Origin of the sequence: Actinomyces sp. 594, assembly GCF_019325145.1 — a bacterium.
GTDB lineage: Bacteria > Actinomycetota > Actinomycetes > Actinomycetales > Actinomycetaceae > Actinomyces.
In genome coordinates, this window is the sequence record NZ_PIZC01000037.1 from 17,418 (window position 1) to 36,532 (window position 19,115).

Genomic DNA, 19,115 nt, shown 5'->3' on the forward strand with positions numbered 1-19,115 from the left:
CTGGCGTGTGCCGACCACTACTAGGGCATGAGCACCCCAACAATCGTCGCTGAAACAATGGGCCTGTACGGACCGCGAGGCTGGACCGTCAGAGCCGGAATCTGGCGCATCCTCCGCAACCACATCAGCCCCAACCTCTCCACCGCCCTGGACGACAACGGCGCACCCACATCCGACTACGTGGACCTGCGTGACATCGGCCCCACCACCGCACGCCAGCTACTCGACGCGATGCCAGACGACGCGTTGACCGACACACACAACGCCGCCCCCATCCTCGGCGAACTGCTACACGCCTGCATCGCCTCACAGGGGCGCCTCCGGCTGCACGGGTACGGCATCGGCCCCCAACGCAACGATGAACGCGTCGCCGTCGACGCCATCTGGATCGAAACCCCCAACACAGCCGTCATCAACCCCCAGCGAGTCTGGCCCGTCATCGCCAACCACTACGGCCTGACCAACCGAGGCGACCCCGACGAGGCCACACCCCGCCGCCGCTTCAATGACCACGGCCCCGAAGGGATGTGGCTCTGGTGGGACTGACCCGACAGGAACCGCCGATGCACGCAGGCACGCCCGAATGGCATAGGCGCGTCCACCACCCGGATATGCGTAAGAACCTACGCATAGCCCTGCGGAATGCCCTCCGATTGTGCGTCGGCCTCGCCGCCACCGAAGTAATAGGCGCCGCGCGGTACGCGCTCGGCATGTTCGACGCACAGGTAAGTACTGGCATGCGCCTGTTGCTGGGGCTGCCCTTCACGGCTGCCGTGTTCGCGGGACCAGTGATCGCGTTCCGTAGCTTTGAAGACTTCGACCAGGAGCGTGCTGAGATGATGACGCCATGGGAGCTCACAATCTCCCGCACAGGCCAGGATCACTACCTGCTCGCCACCCAGATGGTGCCGCTCGGCGTTGAAGCCACCATCGACTCCACCGCTCCACGACCTACGTCGACATCCCCAAGGGAACTACTTTCTTCCAGGTCAGAGACATCCTGGAAGCCTGCGTCGGCCTGGGGCCACTCGGCTGCGACATCGAAGCGCTCGCGGACCTCGACGGCCGTGAAATCTCACCCAGTGGACAACTCCGGACAGTCTACTACTGCGTGTCACCCGAAGGAGAATTGTCTCCCCAAGCAGACGCGGAACGAGCCCGAAAGAACCGCGAAGGACTGGACCGAGACCTGGCGCACGCCCGCAAGGATCTACGGGAGTACATCGGCACCAACACACGCCTGACCACGACCGAACTCCTCAAACTCGGCCACATCACCTGGGCACTACCCGAAGCCCGAGCCCGCGAGAAGGAGGCTCTAGAAACCCAGGCGGCCTTCCTCCGCCAGGTAGAAGCAGCCACCAACCCACCCGGACACAGACTCCGCCCACGCCACTAACCCAGTGCCGACCACCACTGGGGGTATGAACATCATCGCCGGAACCGTCGGTGGCATCGTCGGGGCCATCCTGGCCCTGGCGATCCGCCTCATCATCAACCACCCCGTCGCCGCGCTCGCGGCCATCGGGACCCTCATCGCTCTCGCCAAGGGCGTCCCCGGCCCCGTCATCGCCGGCGCCCTCATCATCACCGCAGCTGTGGCTCGCAACCGCTGCTAACCCACCTTCGGGCGCACCAGCACACCCACTGGTGCGTCCGAAGCGCCTGTCCGACCACCACAAAGAACACCGGACCGGCACACAAGGGCGCCAGCCACAACAAGAAGGAGCCAGTGGTGATCATCGCCGCATGGCCCGGCACAGGCAAGACCTGGGCCGGCAAGAACATCCAAGGCATCACCGACCTCGAGTCGGGAGACTTCAAGTGGGCCGACGACATGACTAGCGTCGACCCGGAGGCCAGGAAAAGCATGCGCACCGTCATGCGCCCCGACTGGCCAGACAACTACATCGACGCCATCTGGGACGCCCACATGGACGGCCAGACCGTCCTTATGGCGATGCACCCCCAGGTCCGCCAGGCCCTCCGCGACCGCGGCGCCGCCATCGCCGTCGTCGCACCCCACCGTGACGCCAAGGCTGAGTACCTCAACCGGTACGTCAGCCGCGGGAACACCCGGGAAAACGTGGCTCACATGTCCGCCCACTGGGACGAGTACATGGACATGATCGAAGACGACGCCGTGATCCGCCTCGACAAGTGGCAGGTCCTGTCAGACATCCTCCCTGTTCGGGACGGGCGTCTTGTCGGCGAGGTCATGGTCGGCGACGACCAGCGCTTCTACGCCGTCGAAAACGGCGTCCTGTGGGCCATGGAAGGCCGAACGCTCACCGCCGTCGGCCGCGTCGACGACACCAGCGCCTACAGCCGCAACCGGCCCACACGGCGAGGCATCACCATCACCAACGGACGGCAAGCCATCCACGTCCGTACCTCCTACTGGGTGCGACCCGTCCGCGCCGACCAGGTAAAGCCAGGCGATGAGGTTAGGTGGACCGGCCTCAACCGCACTATCGCCGAAGCCAAAGTCCTGGACGCCGAATCCATCGGTATCCGCTTCAACGGGGCAGGCTACCACGTGCCCCTGCACGTATCCCACCAGCTGGACGTGATCCTCACGGAGGAACCAGCACGCCCCGTATGGGCGATCAGCACCCCCGAAGAGGCCGAGAGGCTCCCGCACGGAGCGGTAATCCTCGACGATCACCAGTCGGTGTACCAGCGCGATGAGGAAGACGTCGACGCGCTCGCATCGTGGGGCACGACGGATGGTTCCGGGGCATTCAGCCAGGACCTCAGCTACCCGGTGACCGTCCTCTGGACCCCTAGCAGCCCCACTGAACCCACCTCGATGAAGGAGGTGCCATGACCCAGAGCAGCACCGACGGCGAGCCCGTCGAGACCATCATCACCGAAGGGCCGTGCCCCGGCACCTGTGGCAGGTGCGGTACCGACGGCAGCCTGCGCATCTAGTACAGGCTGCGCGTCAAGCCGATCGGCACATGGGCGCTCGCGGGCGCACAGATGAAGGTCACGGCCACCCGCTGGCCGTACATGGTCTGTGACGCCTGCGGCGCCAGGTGCCCGGGCGAGCCCGCGTGAGCGGGTGACGGCGGCGTGCCGCCATATCCCGTGCGCTAGCCGGCGAGAAGTGTCACCTTCCTGTAGGTGGCCTTCTCGCCGGCGCGGCGTCTGCCCCAGCGGGTGCTGTCTCGGCCTGCCCGTATCCCGACCCGGCAGTCCAATTCGAGCCTTCAGTCCCAATCGTCTGCCACCTGTCTTCGGCTCCCTCCCCGTTATAGCCACGGCCTCCACTGAACTAACCCTCGCCTGTACCCGCTAGAGGCGCAGCGAGCTCCCGTAACCGGCAGTCCCGCTCACCTTAATGTCGTCGACGGACCCTAAGAGCCTGAGCACGGATCGGATCAGCGCTTAACCCCGCCTTTGCGCCGCTCGCCATTCGTGACCCAAGAACTGAGTCCCACTCGCCACCGAGACGAACCACCTACCAGGTGACAACCCTCCTCGTCCCCGGTAGGCACACAAGTCTCAACGCCAGGAACACACTCGCGCAGCAACAAGATAGCCGTCCCTCATACCAACGCCGAGACTCACCGACGAGACATTCCGGCATCTCCGCGCATGGTCGTGCACACAGCACTACGACGCATCCGCTCAACCACCAGAACTCCCCGCAATAACACCGAATCCCCGTGCCAATCGTTTCGTCCGCACACCCCTCCCACACCCGGAGGGTGGGCGATCTTCCTGGTCAGCGGAGATTCCGCAGGTTACTGGGGGCTTGGATTTACGTCTTCCGGTGGGGTTTCGTCTGGTCCGCATGTGCGGGGGTATGAGCACGTTTAGGCCTGCGCGAGTGTGGCGCTTGTTCCGTACTGGCGCGATGACGGAGAACCTGCCGGACTACCAGGCGCGGACGGAGGCGTTCGCTGCGGCGACTGGGGGGAAGGCCGTGGGCTTGCTGGTCCGGCGTACGGGTGGTGAGCTTGCGGACTTTGTGTTGTGTCAGTCGGAGTCTGGGGATGAGGCTCGGGCGTTGGCTGATGCGTTGGGTGCTGCGGCGTCTCCGTGTGAGGCGCCGGAGCCTTTGTTGGGCGCGCGTGCGGTTGCGAGGGTGCAGGGTGATGGTGTTGCGGGGCGGACGTCGTTGGCGGGGGTGGATCCGGCGAATGCTGCGCATTTGTTGGAGCAGACGCTGGGTGAGGGGGAGGAGGTGTTGATTGTGCTGCGTCCGATGTCGCGGCGGCAGCGTCGGCGTTGGCGGGGGTATGCGGAGCTGATGCCGGGGTCGACGGAGCACCATTCGTTGAAGGCTTCGACGCCGTTGTTTGCGACGGTTGTGGTGACGGCGGCCTCTGCGCGGCGGGCTCGGGATTTGGTGAGGCGGGTGATTGATCCGCTGCCGGGTTGGGATACGGCTACTCTTGCGGTTGCGTCGCGTGGTTGGGGTCAGGTGGGGTTGCTGCTGGTGCTGGCGGTGTTGTTCGGGCTGCTGGGGGTCGGGTCGGGCTGGTCCTGGGCGTTTTGGCTGGCGGGTTTGTTGGTGTTGTTGGGTGTGTTGCGGTGGTTGTGGCCGGGTCCGGCGGCTCGGGTGGGCCGGGCTTGGGGGCGTGGGCGCGTACCGGTGCCGTCGCCTGGGCGATCGTTGTTGGCTCGGGGGCCTTGGCCGTTTGGGCGGCTGGTGATTCCGACGTCGGCGCCGGTGGTGTGTTCTCTGGTGGCGCCGCAGGCTGGGGCGAGTACGGGTGCGACGTTGACGCGTTCGCGGGCGGTGCCTCCGGCTCTTTTGGAGGAGGTTTCGGGGCCGCCGTTGTTTGAGGATGGGTCGGGTCGTCTGGTCAGGGTTGATCGGGATTGTTTGTGGGGTGGTGTAGGGATTCTCGGCGCCCCCGGGTCGGGTAAGTCTGTGCTGTTGCGTGGCTTGTTTGGGTGGCTGTTGGTGGATCGGGAGCAGCACCCGGCGCAGGCGGTGGTTGCTGTGGAGACGAAGCCCGACGGCGTGGCTGCGTATGAGCGGATGGCGGATGCGGCGGGGCATGAAGATGATCTGCTGGTGGTGGAGGCCGCTGACCCGGGGGCGCCGGCGATCGACATGTTCGCTCGTGAGGGTGATGACGTGTTCTCACGAGCTGAGTTCATCGCGGACGCGTGGGCGTCGGCGTTTGGTGATGGGGCGATTATGGGGCGGTCCCGTGAGGTCTTGGCGGCGGTGATCGCGGCTGGACTGTCCATGGATGAGGAGGCCTGGGAAGCGTGTGAGGCGACCGGAGTCGTACGCGTTGAGGAGCGGTCGTGGTTCTGGGCCGGGATGGCGCTGACTGGCCGGTTCGGGGATGAGGCTGGCCAGGCCGTTTATGCGGCGCTGGCTGATCGTGCGCGGATACTCGGGGCTGAGTCACCGGCTGGGCGGGCCTGGGCGGGACTTGGGATCATTTGGGGGCCGGGCGTGACGTCGACGGCGAGGCGGAGTCTCGTTGAGGCTGCGCGCAACAAGTTCGACCAGCTGCGGTCTATGGCTCACTTCCTTGCCCCGGTTGGGCGTGTGGCCTACACGTGGGGGCAGGTACTGGATCATCACGGGGTTGTGGTTGTCGGGACAGGACCGAGTCGGGGACGGCACCAGGCGACGTCGACGATGACACAGTGGCTGACGGCGATGATGGGGTTCACGCTCCAGGCCGCCGTGGAGCGTACGTGCTTCGGGTGGCGTCATGCCGGGCGGTCTGTGTGGGTCCTCGTGGACGAGTTCAAGCATTTCGCGGGATCGGCTGCGGGTCCGGCGAAGTGGTGGCGTGATGACGGCCGGGCCTACGGGGTGGGGCTGGTGGCGGCGACGCAGTACCCGGTGCAGTTGGAGCCGGACGTGCTGGCGTCGTTTCTGTCGTTGTCGACGTCCGTGTCGTTCCATCAGGACGATCCGGATGCGGCGGAGACCGTGGCTAGGCAGATGCGGCGGGACGGGTCGGCGTGGGAGGCGTCGGAAATCGCGACGCTGCCTCAGTGGACGGCTGTGGTGGCGACGCGTGTGCGTGGGGTGTTGGCTCCGCCGTTTACGGCTCGCTCGGTGGACTCTGAGGGGGACCCGGAGGGGTTCGTGGCGGTGGCACGTCAATGACGACTGGTGTTGTGGGGTTTGGGGATGTGCCTGTGCCCGGGGGTGTGGCGTCTCCGGCGGGGCGCGCGGACTTGTTCTGGTCTGGGGCTTGGCGGGCTGCGGCGTCGGCGTCGTGGTTGTCGGCCCCGGCGGTGAGGGCGGCCGTTGAGGCTGGTCTGGTGGCGTATCCGCGGTATATGACCCCGGGGTCGGGGGCGTGGCCTTTGCGTGGCCCGGCGGGGGTGAGGCGGTGCGGTGTGCTGGCGTGTGCCCGCATGTGGGGGTCGCTTACGTGCGCCCAGATATCGACTATCACGGGCTGTCCGGTGGGGACGGTTATCAGGGATGTGCGGGCACTGTTTAGGGCGGGCCTGGTGGATGTGGGTTCGGCGCTGCCGGCGGGGATGCGTGGCTGGTCTTGGGGCGGGGAGACGCTCGTGGCGCCTGGACGGGAGGTCGACGTGCGGGCGCATTTGGAGGAGTTGGAGTGGCCGCTGTGGCTGGCGGTGACGGAGGACCGGCCTTGGGTGCGGGGGTCGGCGTCGGCGCGCCATAACGGCCTGTGCTGTGAGCTGGCGCTGCGTGCGGGCGCGTGGCTTGGTGTTCCCGGGGTGTTGGGGGAGTGTTTGGCGTCGGCGGATGACCTGTTTGGTGCTGGTGCCGGTCGGGCCCGGATCGAGTCGGGGCGTCGTGGGGATGCGCTGCTGGTGCGGGAGGATGGGGTGCGGCTGGTGGTGGAGTTGACGGCTTCGGCGACTCCGGCCCTGTCGGCTAAGGCGGAGTCGTGGGCGAGGCTGCTGGCTGCGAACCCGGGTGCGGGCGTCATGGTGGTGTTCGTGGTTGCGGCCCCGGTGGACGGGGCGGAGTCGGGGGCGTCGCTGTTTGGGGCTGTGCGTCAGGCGGTGGGTCGGGCTGTGCGTACCCATCCGGGTGGTCTGGCGGATCCGACGGGGCCGCGTATGGCGGTGGTGGACTGGCGGTCCTGGTTTCCGGCGCGTGGCATGGTCGACATGGCGGCGTTTGGAGGTATGCGGGCTCAGACGCCGGTGGCTGTTGGGGGCTGGGCGGATGTGGACCTGCTGACGGCGCCGGTGGCCGGGGGTGAGGTGTCGGTGCTGTCGGCGACGGGCCTGCTGGGTGGTGTGCCGTGGTGGCTGCGGCGCGACGACCTGGACCCGATGGGGCCCCCGATGCGGCGTTTCGGCGCCAGGATCGGCACTAACACCGGCCGAGGAGTGGCGCGGGTGGCTGACTACCCGCTGCGGCTGCGCACACCAGCAGCGCTGGTGCGACATGGCGTGTAACCCGTCGGAGGCTGGGGTTGTCAGTGACCGGGCATGAGGCTACATGACCCGGACAAGGACAAGCAGGTAGAGGACTGGGCGTCCTCGCGGCGTGGGGGCGTGGTGATCGCGGTGATCACCGTGCTCACGGGCCTGATCCTGGTGGCGCAGGTGATTGTCGAGGTTCTCCGGTGAGCCGCGGCGGGGGTTTCAGTGTCGGTCAGCCGGGCGAACAGCTGGGTGCGTTTGAGGGCCAAGGCGCTGGGGCCCGGCGGGCTGGTGCGGAGGCGGAGCGGGCTACCGCCGCCCTACTAGACCAGGTGGTTGAGCGGGGCTACGTGGTGTTCCACTCCCTGGCTGTTGCGGGCGGCAGGGCCGACGTTGACCACCTGCTGGTGGGGTCCCGCGGGGCCGTCGTCATCGACTCCAAGGGCTGGCGGCCCGGCTGGTACGCGAAGGCCTTTGGGCGGGCCTGGCGCACCGGCGGCCCGGTCTGGCGGTTCACCCCGGGTGAGTCGACGTCGATGTCCCGGTCGGTCGAGCAGCTGCGGGCCGCGGGTGTACCGGTTGTTGGGGCGGTGGTGGCTGTGTGGCCGGCTGGTGGGGTTGGGCGGGTGCACACGGCACTGATGGGCTATGCGGGCGCGGACGCGGTGCTGCCTGCCAGGCGGGCGGTACGTAAGGCCGCCCGCCTCGCCGGGCGCGGCGGCGCCGCGCCCGCGGTGGTCCGGGCGGTTTCGCGTTGGGCGGAGGCCAACCAGTGACCCGCCAACGCGAGCAGGTCTCGGCCAGTCCGGTGCCGTTCGCGCTGGCGCTTGGGGCGGCAGCGGTGGGTGTGGTGGCGTGGCCGGTGTGGAGGCTGCCGGGGCTGCCGGTGACGCTCGTGGCCCTGACGGTCGCGGGCATGACGCACCGTCCCCCGGTGCTGACGGGTGGTACGGCCCGCAAGCGCACGCCTGCGAATGATTCGGAGCGTCGGGCTGTGGAGCGTCACCGGTGGGCGCGCCTGCTGCGGTGGGTGATGGTGCCGCGCGGCCTGTGGCCGGTGCAAACCGCCCTGGTGGCGGCCGCTGGGGTCGCGTGCTGCCTGCTGGGGCTGCCGGTCCGGCCAGGGGTTGGCTGGGTGACCTCGTGGGGACCGTGCCTGCAAGCCGCGTCGGCGCTTCTGCTGGGGTTGGGTCTAGAGCGTTGGTGGAGGCAGGCGGCCAGCCTGGATGAGCCTGGCCCTGGCACGCCCCTGGTGATGCTGGGGCGGGTTGGTCGCTGGGGCCTGGCGACTGTCACGTCCATGGCGGTAGTGGGTGCCATTGTGGGCGTCTTGACTTTCCGGGCGTTGGGGGCATCACCGGCCTTGTGGGTTGCCGGGTGTGGTCTTGTCGGGGCTGCGGCGGGTGTCTGGGCCTTGTGCAGGCGAGCATCGTGGCGTCCCTGGCGGCGGCGTCGGCGCGCGCGGGAGACCTGGGCGCCAAGGTGGGCGGCACTGCCGCGTCAGGATCCGCCACCGGTGCTGACCGGGGTGGACGAGGTGGGCCCGTACACGGTCGAGACTTTCATGTGCCCGGCCGGGCGCTCACCCCAGGAGTACTTCCGGCTTGCGGAGACGCTGGGGGCACTGGTGGGAGCCGGAAATCTGGTTCGAGTGTTCGCTGCCCCGGCTGATGCTGGGGGCACGGTGGTGCATCCGGCGGCGTTCCGAGTTTGCATGATTAGCCCGGACAGCCAGGTCGAGTTTGACGCCCTGGACGCCGAGGGCGTGGAGATCGCGTGCGCGTGCGCGCTGGCTGATGCGGGCCAGCCGCAGGTGATTGCGTGCGTGTCTCAGAGGCTGACGTGCGAGGGCGCCCCTGCCGTCTGGCGTGTCCAGACCGTGACATCACAGGCTGGTGACATGATCCCTGTAGCTGTCCCCGCCCTGACCACTCTGGCGCCCGTCCTCGTCGACGGGCAGAGCCTCATCCTCGGCGACGCTGCCGGTGCCCACTGGGCGGACCCCGACATGGGGGAGCACGTAGCCGACCTGACCCTTGCAGCCGACTGGGAGGCGCACTTCCGTGAGGCGCTGCGCCCATCCCAGACCCCGCCGGTCGCACAGGTCCGCTACCTGGACACCCAGACGGTCGCCGGCGTGGAGGTCCAGCGTCTGCCGTTCGCCTCCCCACAGGGCCAGGATGTGGCCGCCACCTACTTGGGTTTGAGCCAGCGGCTGCGCACGACCATGCCGTCCGCCCCGTTCCTCGCGCTCTTGGGCATGCCGCCCACCGAGGGCCAGGCCGCACCCGGCGCCCGGTCCGACAAGTTCTTCGCCGTCGTGTGGTCGACCGAGCCGGTCCCGGAGAGCCCGGCCGAACTACCCCCGTCCGCGATGCCCAGTCGGAGCCCCTTCGACGGTCGCGACGGAGCGACCCTGGTTCTTGCGGGCCAGATCGACGGGGCATTCCGGGCGGTCTTCGCGGCGAAGACCGCACCGGAACTAGTCGATGCCCAGTGCTTGACCCGGGGCGGCCCATATATCTGGCGGGCGACCCTGCGCCTTTATGGGGGCCTGTCGGTCGCGGACGTGCGGCGGCGGGCCGACCGGCTGGCGGCGATCCTGCGGGCCGAGTGGTTGCGGGTCCGCCCCGCCGGCGACCTCGTCGACCTTTACGTCGGAGCTCACCCGGCACAGGCGAGTCCGACGCCCGACAGTATGCGGGTTCTCGCGGAGTTGGACTTTGAGCAGGCGTTCGTTGACGCCGGTCTGGTGACGCCCGCGGGTGAGACGCCGACTTTGGAGGACCTGACGGCCCTGGAGGGCAACCCGGACGTGCAGGTGCACGACTTCGCCCTGCCATCGGGCCTGTCGGTCCGGGAGGTAACGGACAAGCGCGACCGGTTGGCCGCCTCCACAGGGAGGGGCTTCCTGCGGATCCTGCCGGGCGAGGGCCCGTCGCGGATGCGGGTACTCGCGGCGGCGCGCAACCCCATCCCCGACGCAGCCTTGTATGACGCAGCGGCCACTCTGCGGCTGATCACCGACTCTGGCAGGGGCGGGCGGCTGCGCATGCCCTGGGGTGTCGGCCTCGACGGCGCACCAGTTACGTGGGACGTCGGGACGACTCCGCACTGCCTCGTGCTCGGCCCCACCGGCACGGGCAAGACCGTGCTGCTCACGGACGCCCTGACAGGCGCGCTGCTCGCCGGGTGGGAGACGCTGGTGATCGACCCGGTCAAGGGCGGCGCCGACTTCACGGCCCTGGGGCCGTTCCTGCGCGGGCTCATCGGCACCGTCGACGAGGCCGCCCAGTGCCTGCAGGCCGTCTACCAGCAGGTGCTGGCCCGCAAGAACCTCAACGCCGAGCACGGTGCGGCGACCATCGACGACCTTCCGGCGGGTCTGCGCCCGCCGCACATGCTGATCGTCATCGACGAGTTCACGTCCCTGCTTCTGGCGGAGAAAACCTCGCGTGTGCGTACGAGTGATCCCGATGTGCTGGCCGAGAGGGCCGAGACCGACCGGCTAAACGCCGCAAAGGCTCAGATCGCGTCCCTGGTGGGTCGGATCGGGCGCGAAGCCCGCAGCGCTGGCGTGCACATCCTGCTCGGCGCCCAGGCCCTGAGGGCCCAGACGCTCGCAGCCATCCCCGGGAACGACCTGAAGACCAACACGGGGCGTCTGCTGCTGGGGGTCGCCTCCTACGGTGACTTGGCGTCGGCGCTGCGCAGGCCCGAACAGACGCCCGTGCTGACGTACGCGCCCCCGGGCCGGGGCGTCTGGGAGTCGCTCAACGGCGTGGCCGTGGAGGTACAGGGCTGGTACACGCCTCCAAGCGACCTGGCCGCAATGCTGCGCGACCGGGGTGTTGCTGAGTGTGAGGACTGGTCTCTCGGCGCTACTGGCGGCGCCTCACCGACGGCGACGGCGGCGTACAGCGAACTCCCGCCCGACGAAACACAGGAGCCGGTTGAGCTGAGGCCGCTGGATCTCGGCGACCTGGGCCTAGACGGCCTGGCCCTCGAATAGTCGGTCCGCATGTGCCTGGGCAAGAGCCCCTCGCAGGGAGGGGCGGCACCGAGAGGCCAGGCCACCATGCGCCACACCATTGCTCTTGACCCCCAGGCCGGCACCGGCCTGTTCATCCCCGCCCTATGGGGCACCGCAAGCATCCTTGACGCCGGTGAACGCCACGAGCGTCTGCGAGAAGCCATGGGACTCGGCCCCAGCGGCGTGACCGCGCCACTGTGGGCAAACCTCGCAGTCCCGCTGTTGACGCCCAGGAGCGCCCGCCTGGCTCCGGCCAACGACCAGGTCGCGGGGCACCCGTTCTTGTGGCTGTCCGAACGGCTACTCACCCGGTACGAGCTGGTCGCCGACGACGGCACGACCAGCCAGGAGGGCCTGGACACGTGGGTATGCCGACTCCTGCTGGAGGCCCTTGCAGCCGGGTGGTACGACCGCCAGTCCGGCCTCTGGATAGACGTCCTCGCGGACGCTGGGGCCACGCCCGCGCGGGTGCGTGACTGGATCGCCGGCGCAGCCGACCCCGTACTGGACGGGCTTGAGGCTCCGACAGGTGCGGACGCGGACTGGGCGATAGGGGCTGCCCAGGAACTGGTGCCAGCGCTGCGTGCCGCCTCCGACGCCCTGGGAGCCGTCGAGCTTACGGCCGCGCTCGGTACGGATGACCCGGACGTCGTTCAGGCGGCGGCGACTGCGGCCCAGTGCCTGCAGGTCGTCGACGGGCACTCGCAGGCGCCGGCCCTATGGGCACAGCTGGCCGCCGACCCGACCCGGGGAGACCTGCTGCGGCAGGGACGCGACCACCTGGCACGCCTGGCCGACGACGGTCAGGACGCCCTGGCGTGGCTGGCGGACGTCCTGACCAGCACCGATGGCCTTGAGGGGGCGGCCTAGCCCGGACTCCGACCACCACAACAACGTGGAAACGCCGCTAGCGCCCCCCATGGAAGCGCACACCCTGGAAACCCTGCGCTTGCGCATCGACTCCGATGCGCAGGATCTCGCTGCTGACCCGACCCTGACGGAAAGGGAGTTCGTTGAGTACCTGATGCCGCTGCTCGCGGCATCCGGGGTCCCGCGCAGGCTCGCAGGCAGGTACATGGCGTCGGGGGACATGCGCTCCCGCACCGACGTCGAGATCGAGGACCTTATCGGCGGATTCGAGTTGTTGTTGGTTGAGCGTCTGAGGCAGGGGCCCGACCGGGAACGTATCGCAGCCGGCGCCTCCCTGTGCGGGTGGCTCACCGAATACGGGTGGCAGTCACGGGCCGCCGTCGTCCGGCGCGTGATGCCGGACCGGCGGGTGATCGTGAGCCTCGACGACCCGGACACGCCAACAGAGGGTTTGCGCTTCGCCGCTGACCCGGAGTCGGGTCCCGAAGCCCGAGTCACCGCTGGCGGGGTGTCAGATGCGGATGCCCAGCAAGTGACGGCGGCGATCGCGCGCCGATCCGGAGTCCGGCGCATCCTCGCAGCGGCCACACAGGTCGCCGAGATCTACCAGCTGCCGGCCCTGGTGGCGCCGGAGGACCCGGTGGAGGCCGAGCATCTTCGGCAGGCCCTGGCCGGCGAACCCAGGTTGGCGCGCCGGTCCCTGGAGGCCGCCACGTCAGTCCTTGATGACCGACCCTGGCAGGACTCCTACGGGAGCGTGCCTGAGGCGGCGCTGGCCCTGTGGGACGACACCACCAGGGCTGACCGTGAGCGCATGGCCGAGATGCCGGACCGCCTGCTGGCCCTGCACGCGCAGGCGGCTGTGACGCTGCGGCCCCGCCCGAACGGGCGCGTGCGCCGCAGGGTTCGGCGCGCAGTCACGGCCCTCATCCCGGCGGCACGTCCGTCCCTGGTGGCCGATCTGACCGACAGCTATTGGGATCTCGTGACCGACCCGGTGCCCCAGGACCAGCGCGTCGATGAAGCCACAGCCACGGCCATGCGGGAGACCGCGGCCGTGCATGCCCGCCGATTCGCGCCCTTGGCTGTGGAGGCGGCCCGGGCGGCCCGCGGAGACCTGGGAGACGACGCCAGGTCGGTGCGGCGCTTCCTCACCCATACCTGGCTCAGCCCCTGAACCCAGGGTCCGACCACAACCAGAACATCAAGCGAAACCCGCTAGGAGAAGCAATGACCACCAACCCAACGCCGACGAACCCGCTTGTGCGGACAAGGAGGGCTCAGGCGATCCGCCTGGCGCCCGTTGCGGCCCTGGCCCTTGTGGCCGTCATCGTCCTGGCTGTCGGGGGCACCCACCTGGCCCGCGGCGGACAGTCGTCCCCGCAGACCCAGGCCACCGCCTCTAGCAGGGCCGTCGTAAGCCCGGACGCCAGCGCGTCCGCGAGCCCGTGGGTCGTCGGCGACGGGGCCGACACCACCACGTCCCTAGCCACCACTACCTACGAGTGCGCCGAGACCTGCACGCTGGTTCTCACTGCCGAGGCCGACGACGGGCAGGCCTCCATCTACGTCACCACCACCGGTGGCGCCATAGAGACCATCAACTCGACCAGCCGGTCCGCCACGACCACGGCCGTGATCGTCACTGGCAGCGGGGTCTTCCAGATCACTGCGACCGCCCGGGGGCCGGTGACCCTGACCGTAGGAGCCGCACAGTGATGGGGCGCACGCACGCCCTGTCCGGCCTGGCCGCGGGCCTGGCCGTCTACGGGGCAGCAACCGTCGGGTCCATCCGGCTGGGAGCGGGCCTGGGGGGCCTGTCACCCGCGTTCGTCGCGCTCGGGGCGCTGGTGACTGCCTGTGCGGCACTCCTGCCGGACTTGGACACGCCGTCCAGCACGGCCTCCACGGCCCTGCCGCCGGTCACGGGCTGGGTGTCGAGGCGCCTCACTCCCGGCGGGCACAGGGCCATCACCCACTGCCTGGTCGGCATCGCCGCAGCCATCGCCGTGGTGACCGTGGTGTGTGCGTGGACCGCCACCAGCAGTGGCCTCGTCATCCGCCCCGGCAACGGGCTAATCCTCGGCCTGTGCGCCGCCGTCGGGGCTCGCACCATGGGCGTCAGCCCCAGGGCCGGCCTGGCACTGTGGGCCGCCGCGTTCGGGGGTTTCCTTGTCGGAGCGGCAGCCCCCGCCACGCCCTGGTGGCTCATGCCCACCAGTGTCGGCCTGGGCATGTGGATCCACCGACTAGGTGACGCCCTGACCACGCAGGGCGTCGAGAACCTGCTGTGGCCGCTGGTCAGGGCACCGCGGCTGCGGCTGCCCGTGCTGGGGGATACGGGGTCGGCACGCGAGCAGCTTCTCGGCCTGGGACTCAGCGCCTACGTGACCTGGTGCGGGGCCGGCCTGGTTCTCACGGCCGTCATCTGAATCGTGCGCGTGCGACGGTCCGCATGTGCACCTGACGAAAACAAACCCAACGAACGACCCCGCCCTCGTCAGGCCGGGGAGAGGAAACCATGAGCGACTTCTACAACTACGACAGTGAGGACACCCAGGAGACCACGGAGGCCGCAGCGCCCGACACCACTGGTGCCGAATACGCCGGCAAGGCCGAGACGCATGTGCGCAGGGGCGGGCGGCGCCGCACCGTCCAGCGCCGCCAGGCCGAAACCGTCCTCGATACCTACGACCTGATCGGGGCCGCCGACGACACGGAGCGGCAGGCCCTGGCAGCCGTGCTCGGTGTCCAGGACATAGAGGTCCGGGCCCTGACGGTGGCCCTGGCGTCCGCCGCCCGTCCCAAGGCCGGGCAGGCCCTCCAGGACCTCCTGGACGTAGCCGCGGCCGACGACGCTCCCATGGCAGCGCTGGCCCTGGCTGTCGGACGTGAGGGCCAGGCACGTCTACGCAGGGCCTGGCAGCTTGCCGCCGCCCTCGGCGCCCTTGAGGGAGCGCCCGACGCCAACGTCGTGGAGGCGGCTCGCCGTCTCGCCGAGGCCGCCACCGGCCTCCAGGCGCTGCTGGAGGCTGTCGCGGGGCTGGTGGCTTGATGCGTTGCCAGTTGTGGAGGCTCCGGCCCGATCATCACGTGCCTGTGCACACACCAGCCCTGTGCCCGAAGTGCTGGGCCGCGTGCCGGAATGACGCCGAGCCCGGCCAGGATTGGTGCCGGGAGTGTGAACAGGCTGCCCTGGGGTCTGGTGACCCCCGGGTTGTGGCGTGGATGAGCGACCTCATGGAGCCCCGCGGGCCCCATGTCCAGGTGCTCGGTGAGGGCCAGTCTGTGTTGGGTCTCCTGGAAGCCTGAGCGAGGAGAAGGCGTATGCGTTTGCCGTGGAAGAAGAACCGACAGCAGGATTGGTGGTCGGAGCCTGCGCAGGTTCCGACCGACAACGGGATCGATACGGGGCCCCGCTACCGGGCGGCCCGGCGCATGCGCTGGTTCGTCACCGCCTGCGTGTTCCTGTGCCCTGTGCTGGCCCTGACGCTGATCCTGGTGGTGTCCCAGACACTCACCAGCCCCCAGCCCACAGACGATGACGGCGGCAGGGGAGTGGAGGTGCCGACACAGGTGCGTGCCGCGGCCCTGACCGAGGTGGAGGCTTGGATCGGGCAGGACCCGTCTCCGCTGCCTGCGGGGGCGCAGGTGCTCGGCTGGGACCGGGCCGAGCCCGTGCCGACACCGCGGTACGCGACAGCGGCGTCCTGGGAGACCTGGACGGCCTATGTGCTCGTCGCGACCGATTCAGCCGTGTACGAGGTGGGGACGCGTGTCAACTACTCTGCGGCGACCGATGCCGCAGAGGCCGTGGGCACGCCCTCACTGGATGTCCTGCCCACGGCGGAGGCGGGCTGGTCCTCTGATATGTGGGCCGGTGCCACTTCTGTGACGGTCGACCAGACGACCGACCGCGCCGTCAACGCGTGGGCTACGGCGTTCGCCTCGGGTGACGCAGATGCCCTGGCCACGGTCATGGCTGACCCGGACCTGGGGCACACGTACATCCCGCTGTCCGGCATCACTGGCGTATCCGTATCAATCGACCACGCTGCGGCACGGGCCGTCGCCGAGGATGCCACCCCGGACGCCTCGACGCTGATGGTCGCGGTCACCCTCGACATCACCCGAGACGGTGCCGAGCGTCCGGTCAGTATCGGCTACGACCTGCTGGTCACCGGCGCGGGCACGGGCACGGCCCGCGTGGTGGCCTGGGGACCACCCGGCACGGGCACCGACCTCGCACCATGGCAGAACGCCGTAACCGGCACCACCAGAGCAGCGGCCTCCGTGCCGGCCCCGACAACAGCGACTGCGACGCCTGAGGAGAACTAATGCCGGAAGTCCAAGCATCACCGACTTTTGTCCAGGCCGTCCCGTCCGCCGATGACCCGGGACTGTTGGTGAGCACGGGCCAGGAGGTCTGGCTGTACCGGGAGCTGCCGCCGGCCCCGGTCACGCATGCGCGTGTCCCGGAGTGGCGGGATACCTACGCCTCCGCCCTGCTTGGAGTCGGACGCGACTTGGCGAATATGCAGGGCGGGCGCATCCGGCGTCGGACGCTTCTGCGCCGGGGTTACCGGGAGCTGCACCTGCTGGGCGTCCGCACCAGTCGAGATTACCGGCCCGACCCGGCTAGCCCGTCGGCCGCCGAGCTCGGGGAGGAGTTCGCGGGCGTGAGAGTCGCCCAGCAGACCGTGCTCCTGGGCGTTCCGCTGCAGGCCACGTCCATGCGGCGGAACCTGCGGTCGACTATCAGGGACGTGGCCGGGACCCTCATCGAGGGCGGCGCCACCATGGCCGACTACCAGGGCGACTACGAGCGTGTGGGGCAGATCATGCGCAGGCACGGTCTCAAGGTCCCCACCCAGGAGGCCGTCCAGGCCACCGTGGGTTGGTGGAATGATGGACGGTGGCCCGAGACCATTGATCTGCCTCACGGCGACCACATGCACGTGTTCACCTCGTTTTCGTCCGCCCAGGCAGCCGAGCGGGCACTTGAGCGAGGCACCGACTGTATCGACTGGGGGCGGGACCTTGAGGGCCACCGAGTCCTCACGTTGGCGAGCCTTGATGAGGTCCAGTCCGGGTGGGAGCTCGACTCCACCGACGACGTGGCGGCATGGGCGTCCCGCCTGCTACACGGTGGCGCGGTCGCTGTCTCAATAAGGGGCTCCCTGGAGCCCGCAGACGTGACCCGCAACGAGATGCGGCGTCACCGCCGCCAGTACGAGGACGACATCGCCAAGGCCCAGCAGCTGGGCCGCATGGACAAGAGTGAGGCCGACGAAGCGGCCGCGGCTCTGGCGTCGGCTGAGCGGATCTATGGGGCTGAGGCACAAATGGTCCCCCCGACACTGACGGGGGCGCGCATCAGTGTTGCCATGGACGGCCAGTGGGTGGACTCCACGGCCCTGGGCAAGGGCCTGGGCGTAACACTGGTGCCGCGTATCGGGCGTCAGGACTTCATTCGCGACGAAATGAGCCTGGGCTCGTTTGTGCGTGAGAACCCGTACCTGAAGGATTGGCCGCTGCAGATGGTGGCCGCCAGTGGCCTGCACGATGTGGCCGTGGTCGGTGACGGGTCGGCCTCACCCGTCATCTGGGGGTTCACTGTGGGTGACCACCAGCCGGTGGGGTTCACCCCGACCCGGGCCTCGGATGAGGACTCGGCGACCATGTGGCTGGTTGCCGGGGCCTCCGGGTCGGGCAAGACGATGCTGCTGCTGCGGCACGCCCAGCAGCTTTCCCGCGCGGGCCTGGACGTTGTGTCTGTAGCGCCCAAGCCCATGGCGGATGCGAGCGCCGTCGTCGACGCCACTCCAGGAGCCCAGTCCGTGTCCCTGTCAGACCTGATCAGTGCTGACGGGATTCTTGACCCGCTGCGCTACAACGATGACCCCGAGGCGGCCGTGCATCAGGCGGCCGCCAACACCTTGTCGATCAACCCCTGGGGCACCGTCGAGGCTCGTGGGCGCGTCGAGGTCGACCTTATTGATGCCCTGCACTGGGCGGCTGCCCGTGGTGCCAAGTCGACCGGGCAGGCCCTCCGGGCGGCGAAGGATGCGGGCGTCGTTGACGATGATGTGGTGGGGCCGGTCCTGAAGCTCGCCCGGTCAATGCCCCAGGCCCGGGCGTTCGTGGGTATGAGCCCGGAGGGCCCGACACTGGCTGGTCAGCCGGGCTGGACCCACATCCAGGCAGGGAATATGAGCCTGGATCTGCCCGAGCAGGGCACAGTCGACCGTGGTGAGACCAATGTGTCACAGCGCGTGGCACTAACGCTTATCCGTGCGCTCGTGAACTCGTGCATGTTCGCCCTGCGGGAGCGTGGCGGCACGATCCTCCTCGATGAGGCATGGACCTTCCTTCTGGCTGGTGCCGACGAACTGGACCGGGCGGGCCGCCTAGCCCGCGAGTTTTCCATTGACATTGGGCTGTTCAACCAGAAGGTCAGCGAAGCCACTAGGGCGGGCCTGTCCGGGTATTTCGTGCGCGGTGCCGTCCTGGCATTCGCCGACGCCGATGAGGCCCGGACGGCACTGGAACTCTTCGACCCGGCCCTGGCGACGGGGGAGCGGGTCCGGAAGCTCACCCAGCGGAAGACCCAGGGGCAGGGCGCCGACGCGGTGCCGAACTGGGAATCCATGTGGCACCTGGAAGACCCAGGCACAGGCCGGTCCCTGCGGGGCTCCATCGCCTACGTCATCGACTTCGATGACCGAGTGGTGCCAGCCGAGCTAGTGCTGCCGGCGGCCTTCCACCGGCGGGCAACGACCAACGCCGCGGTCCTGCGTCGGCGGCGGGCCCGCCACCGCGGATACTCCTGACCCCGCCCCGGGCGCAGAGTCCGCATGTGACC

Annotated in this window: 15 protein-coding genes; all 15 read left to right on the top strand. The window is 69.1% G+C overall.

The genetic code is table 11. The features are described from left to right. Positions 1 to 27 precede the first annotated feature (27 nt). The 15 genes from GZ998_RS05430 (at position 28) to GZ998_RS05500 (ending at position 19,083) form a co-directional block, all read left to right on the top strand. Positions 28 to 546: a hypothetical protein gene (locus GZ998_RS05430; protein WP_219109277.1), complete on the top strand. Its 519-nt coding sequence runs from the start codon at positions 28 to 30 to the stop codon at positions 544 to 546. 878 nt (positions 547 to 1,424) lie between these two features. Then, positions 1,425 to 1,619 carry a hypothetical protein gene (locus tag GZ998_RS05435; RefSeq protein ID WP_219109278.1) on the top strand — a complete coding sequence of 65 codons (195 nt, stop codon included), beginning with the start codon at positions 1,425 to 1,427 and terminating at the stop codon, positions 1,617 to 1,619. Positions 1,620 to 1,735: 116 nt separating this feature from the next. Continuing rightward, positions 1,736 to 2,830 (top strand): hypothetical protein, encoded by a 1,095-nt coding sequence (locus GZ998_RS05440; RefSeq protein ID WP_219109279.1) that lies wholly within the window; start codon positions 1,736 to 1,738, stop codon positions 2,828 to 2,830. 1,938 nt (positions 2,831 to 4,768) lie between these two features. After that, the gene (locus tag GZ998_RS05445) at positions 4,769 to 6,097 is read left to right on the top strand and encodes a hypothetical protein (RefSeq protein ID WP_219109280.1); all 1,329 of its coding nucleotides are present in this window, start codon (positions 4,769 to 4,771) and stop codon (positions 6,095 to 6,097) included. Between the two features lie 305 nt (positions 6,098 to 6,402). Beyond that, positions 6,403 to 7,380, top strand: coding sequence for a hypothetical protein (locus GZ998_RS13320; protein WP_219109281.1), 978 nt, complete (start codon positions 6,403 to 6,405; stop codon positions 7,378 to 7,380). Positions 7,381 to 7,413: 33 nt separating this feature from the next. Further along, positions 7,414 to 7,554, top strand: coding sequence for a hypothetical protein (locus tag GZ998_RS05455; protein ID WP_219109282.1), 141 nt, complete (start codon positions 7,414 to 7,416; stop codon positions 7,552 to 7,554). Next, a complete protein-coding gene (locus tag GZ998_RS05460; protein WP_219109283.1) occupies positions 7,551 to 8,123 on the top strand; it encodes a nuclease-related domain-containing protein in 573 nt (190 codons plus the stop codon). Before GZ998_RS05455 ends, GZ998_RS05460 begins: the two co-directional genes overlap by 4 nt. 1,124 nt (positions 8,124 to 9,247) lie before the next feature. Further along, positions 9,248 to 11,359 carry an FtsK/SpoIIIE domain-containing protein gene (locus GZ998_RS05465; protein ID WP_219109284.1) on the top strand — a complete coding sequence of 704 codons (2,112 nt, stop codon included), beginning with the start codon at positions 9,248 to 9,250 and terminating at the stop codon, positions 11,357 to 11,359. A gap of 66 nt (positions 11,360 to 11,425) precedes the next feature. Beyond that, positions 11,426 to 12,250: a hypothetical protein gene (locus GZ998_RS05470; protein WP_219109285.1), complete on the top strand. Its 825-nt coding sequence runs from the start codon at positions 11,426 to 11,428 to the stop codon at positions 12,248 to 12,250. A gap of 49 nt (positions 12,251 to 12,299) precedes the next feature. Next, positions 12,300 to 13,427: a hypothetical protein gene (locus GZ998_RS05475; protein ID WP_219109286.1), complete on the top strand. Its 1,128-nt coding sequence runs from the start codon at positions 12,300 to 12,302 to the stop codon at positions 13,425 to 13,427. A gap of 53 nt (positions 13,428 to 13,480) precedes the next feature. After that, complete coding sequence (locus GZ998_RS05480; protein ID WP_219109287.1) at positions 13,481 to 13,969, top strand: hypothetical protein; 489 nt, start codon at positions 13,481 to 13,483, stop codon at positions 13,967 to 13,969. Further along, positions 13,969 to 14,682, top strand: a complete 714-nt coding sequence (locus GZ998_RS05485; RefSeq protein WP_219109288.1) for a metal-dependent hydrolase — start codon at positions 13,969 to 13,971, stop codon at positions 14,680 to 14,682. The genes GZ998_RS05480 and GZ998_RS05485 overlap by 1 nt, the downstream gene beginning before the upstream one ends. A gap of 89 nt (positions 14,683 to 14,771) precedes the next feature. Beyond that, on the top strand, positions 14,772 to 15,305 hold the full coding sequence (locus tag GZ998_RS05490; RefSeq protein ID WP_219109289.1) for a hypothetical protein: 534 nt from the start codon (positions 14,772 to 14,774) through the stop codon (positions 15,303 to 15,305). A 272-nt stretch (positions 15,306 to 15,577) separates the two neighbouring features. Then, entirely contained in the window at positions 15,578 to 16,588 is a 1,011-nt protein-coding gene (locus GZ998_RS05495) for a hypothetical protein (RefSeq protein WP_219109290.1), read from the top strand. Next, positions 16,588 to 19,083, top strand: a complete 2,496-nt coding sequence (locus tag GZ998_RS05500) for an ATP-binding protein (RefSeq protein WP_219109291.1) — start codon at positions 16,588 to 16,590, stop codon at positions 19,081 to 19,083. Before GZ998_RS05495 ends, GZ998_RS05500 begins: the two co-directional genes overlap by 1 nt. Positions 19,084 to 19,115: the final 32 nt, after the last annotated feature.

Excerpts from the sequence above, each read along its gene's own strand:
- GZ998_RS05470 (WP_219109285.1), top strand. The coding sequence starts at position 11,426 with ATGCGCCACACCATTGCTCTTGACCCCCAGGCCGGCACCGGCCTGTTC.
- GZ998_RS05475 (WP_219109286.1), top strand. The coding sequence starts at position 12,300 with ATGGAAGCGCACACCCTGGAAACCCTGCGCTTGCGCATCGACTCCGAT.
- GZ998_RS05435 (WP_219109278.1), top strand. The coding sequence starts at position 1,425 with ATGAACATCATCGCCGGAACCGTCGGTGGCATCGTCGGGGCCATCCTG.
- GZ998_RS05500 (WP_219109291.1), top strand. The coding sequence starts at position 16,588 with ATGCCGGAAGTCCAAGCATCACCGACTTTTGTCCAGGCCGTCCCGTCC.
- GZ998_RS05455 (WP_219109282.1), top strand. The coding sequence starts at position 7,414 with ATGAGGCTACATGACCCGGACAAGGACAAGCAGGTAGAGGACTGGGCG.
- GZ998_RS05480 (WP_219109287.1), top strand. The coding sequence starts at position 13,481 with ATGACCACCAACCCAACGCCGACGAACCCGCTTGTGCGGACAAGGAGG.
- GZ998_RS05465 (WP_219109284.1), top strand. The coding sequence starts at position 9,248 with ATGATCCCTGTAGCTGTCCCCGCCCTGACCACTCTGGCGCCCGTCCTC.
- GZ998_RS05485 (WP_219109288.1), top strand. The coding sequence starts at position 13,969 with ATGGGGCGCACGCACGCCCTGTCCGGCCTGGCCGCGGGCCTGGCCGTC.
- GZ998_RS05490 (WP_219109289.1), top strand. The coding sequence starts at position 14,772 with ATGAGCGACTTCTACAACTACGACAGTGAGGACACCCAGGAGACCACG.
- GZ998_RS05495 (WP_219109290.1), top strand. The coding sequence starts at position 15,578 with ATGCGTTTGCCGTGGAAGAAGAACCGACAGCAGGATTGGTGGTCGGAG.
- GZ998_RS05430 (WP_219109277.1), top strand. The coding sequence starts at position 28 with ATGAGCACCCCAACAATCGTCGCTGAAACAATGGGCCTGTACGGACCG.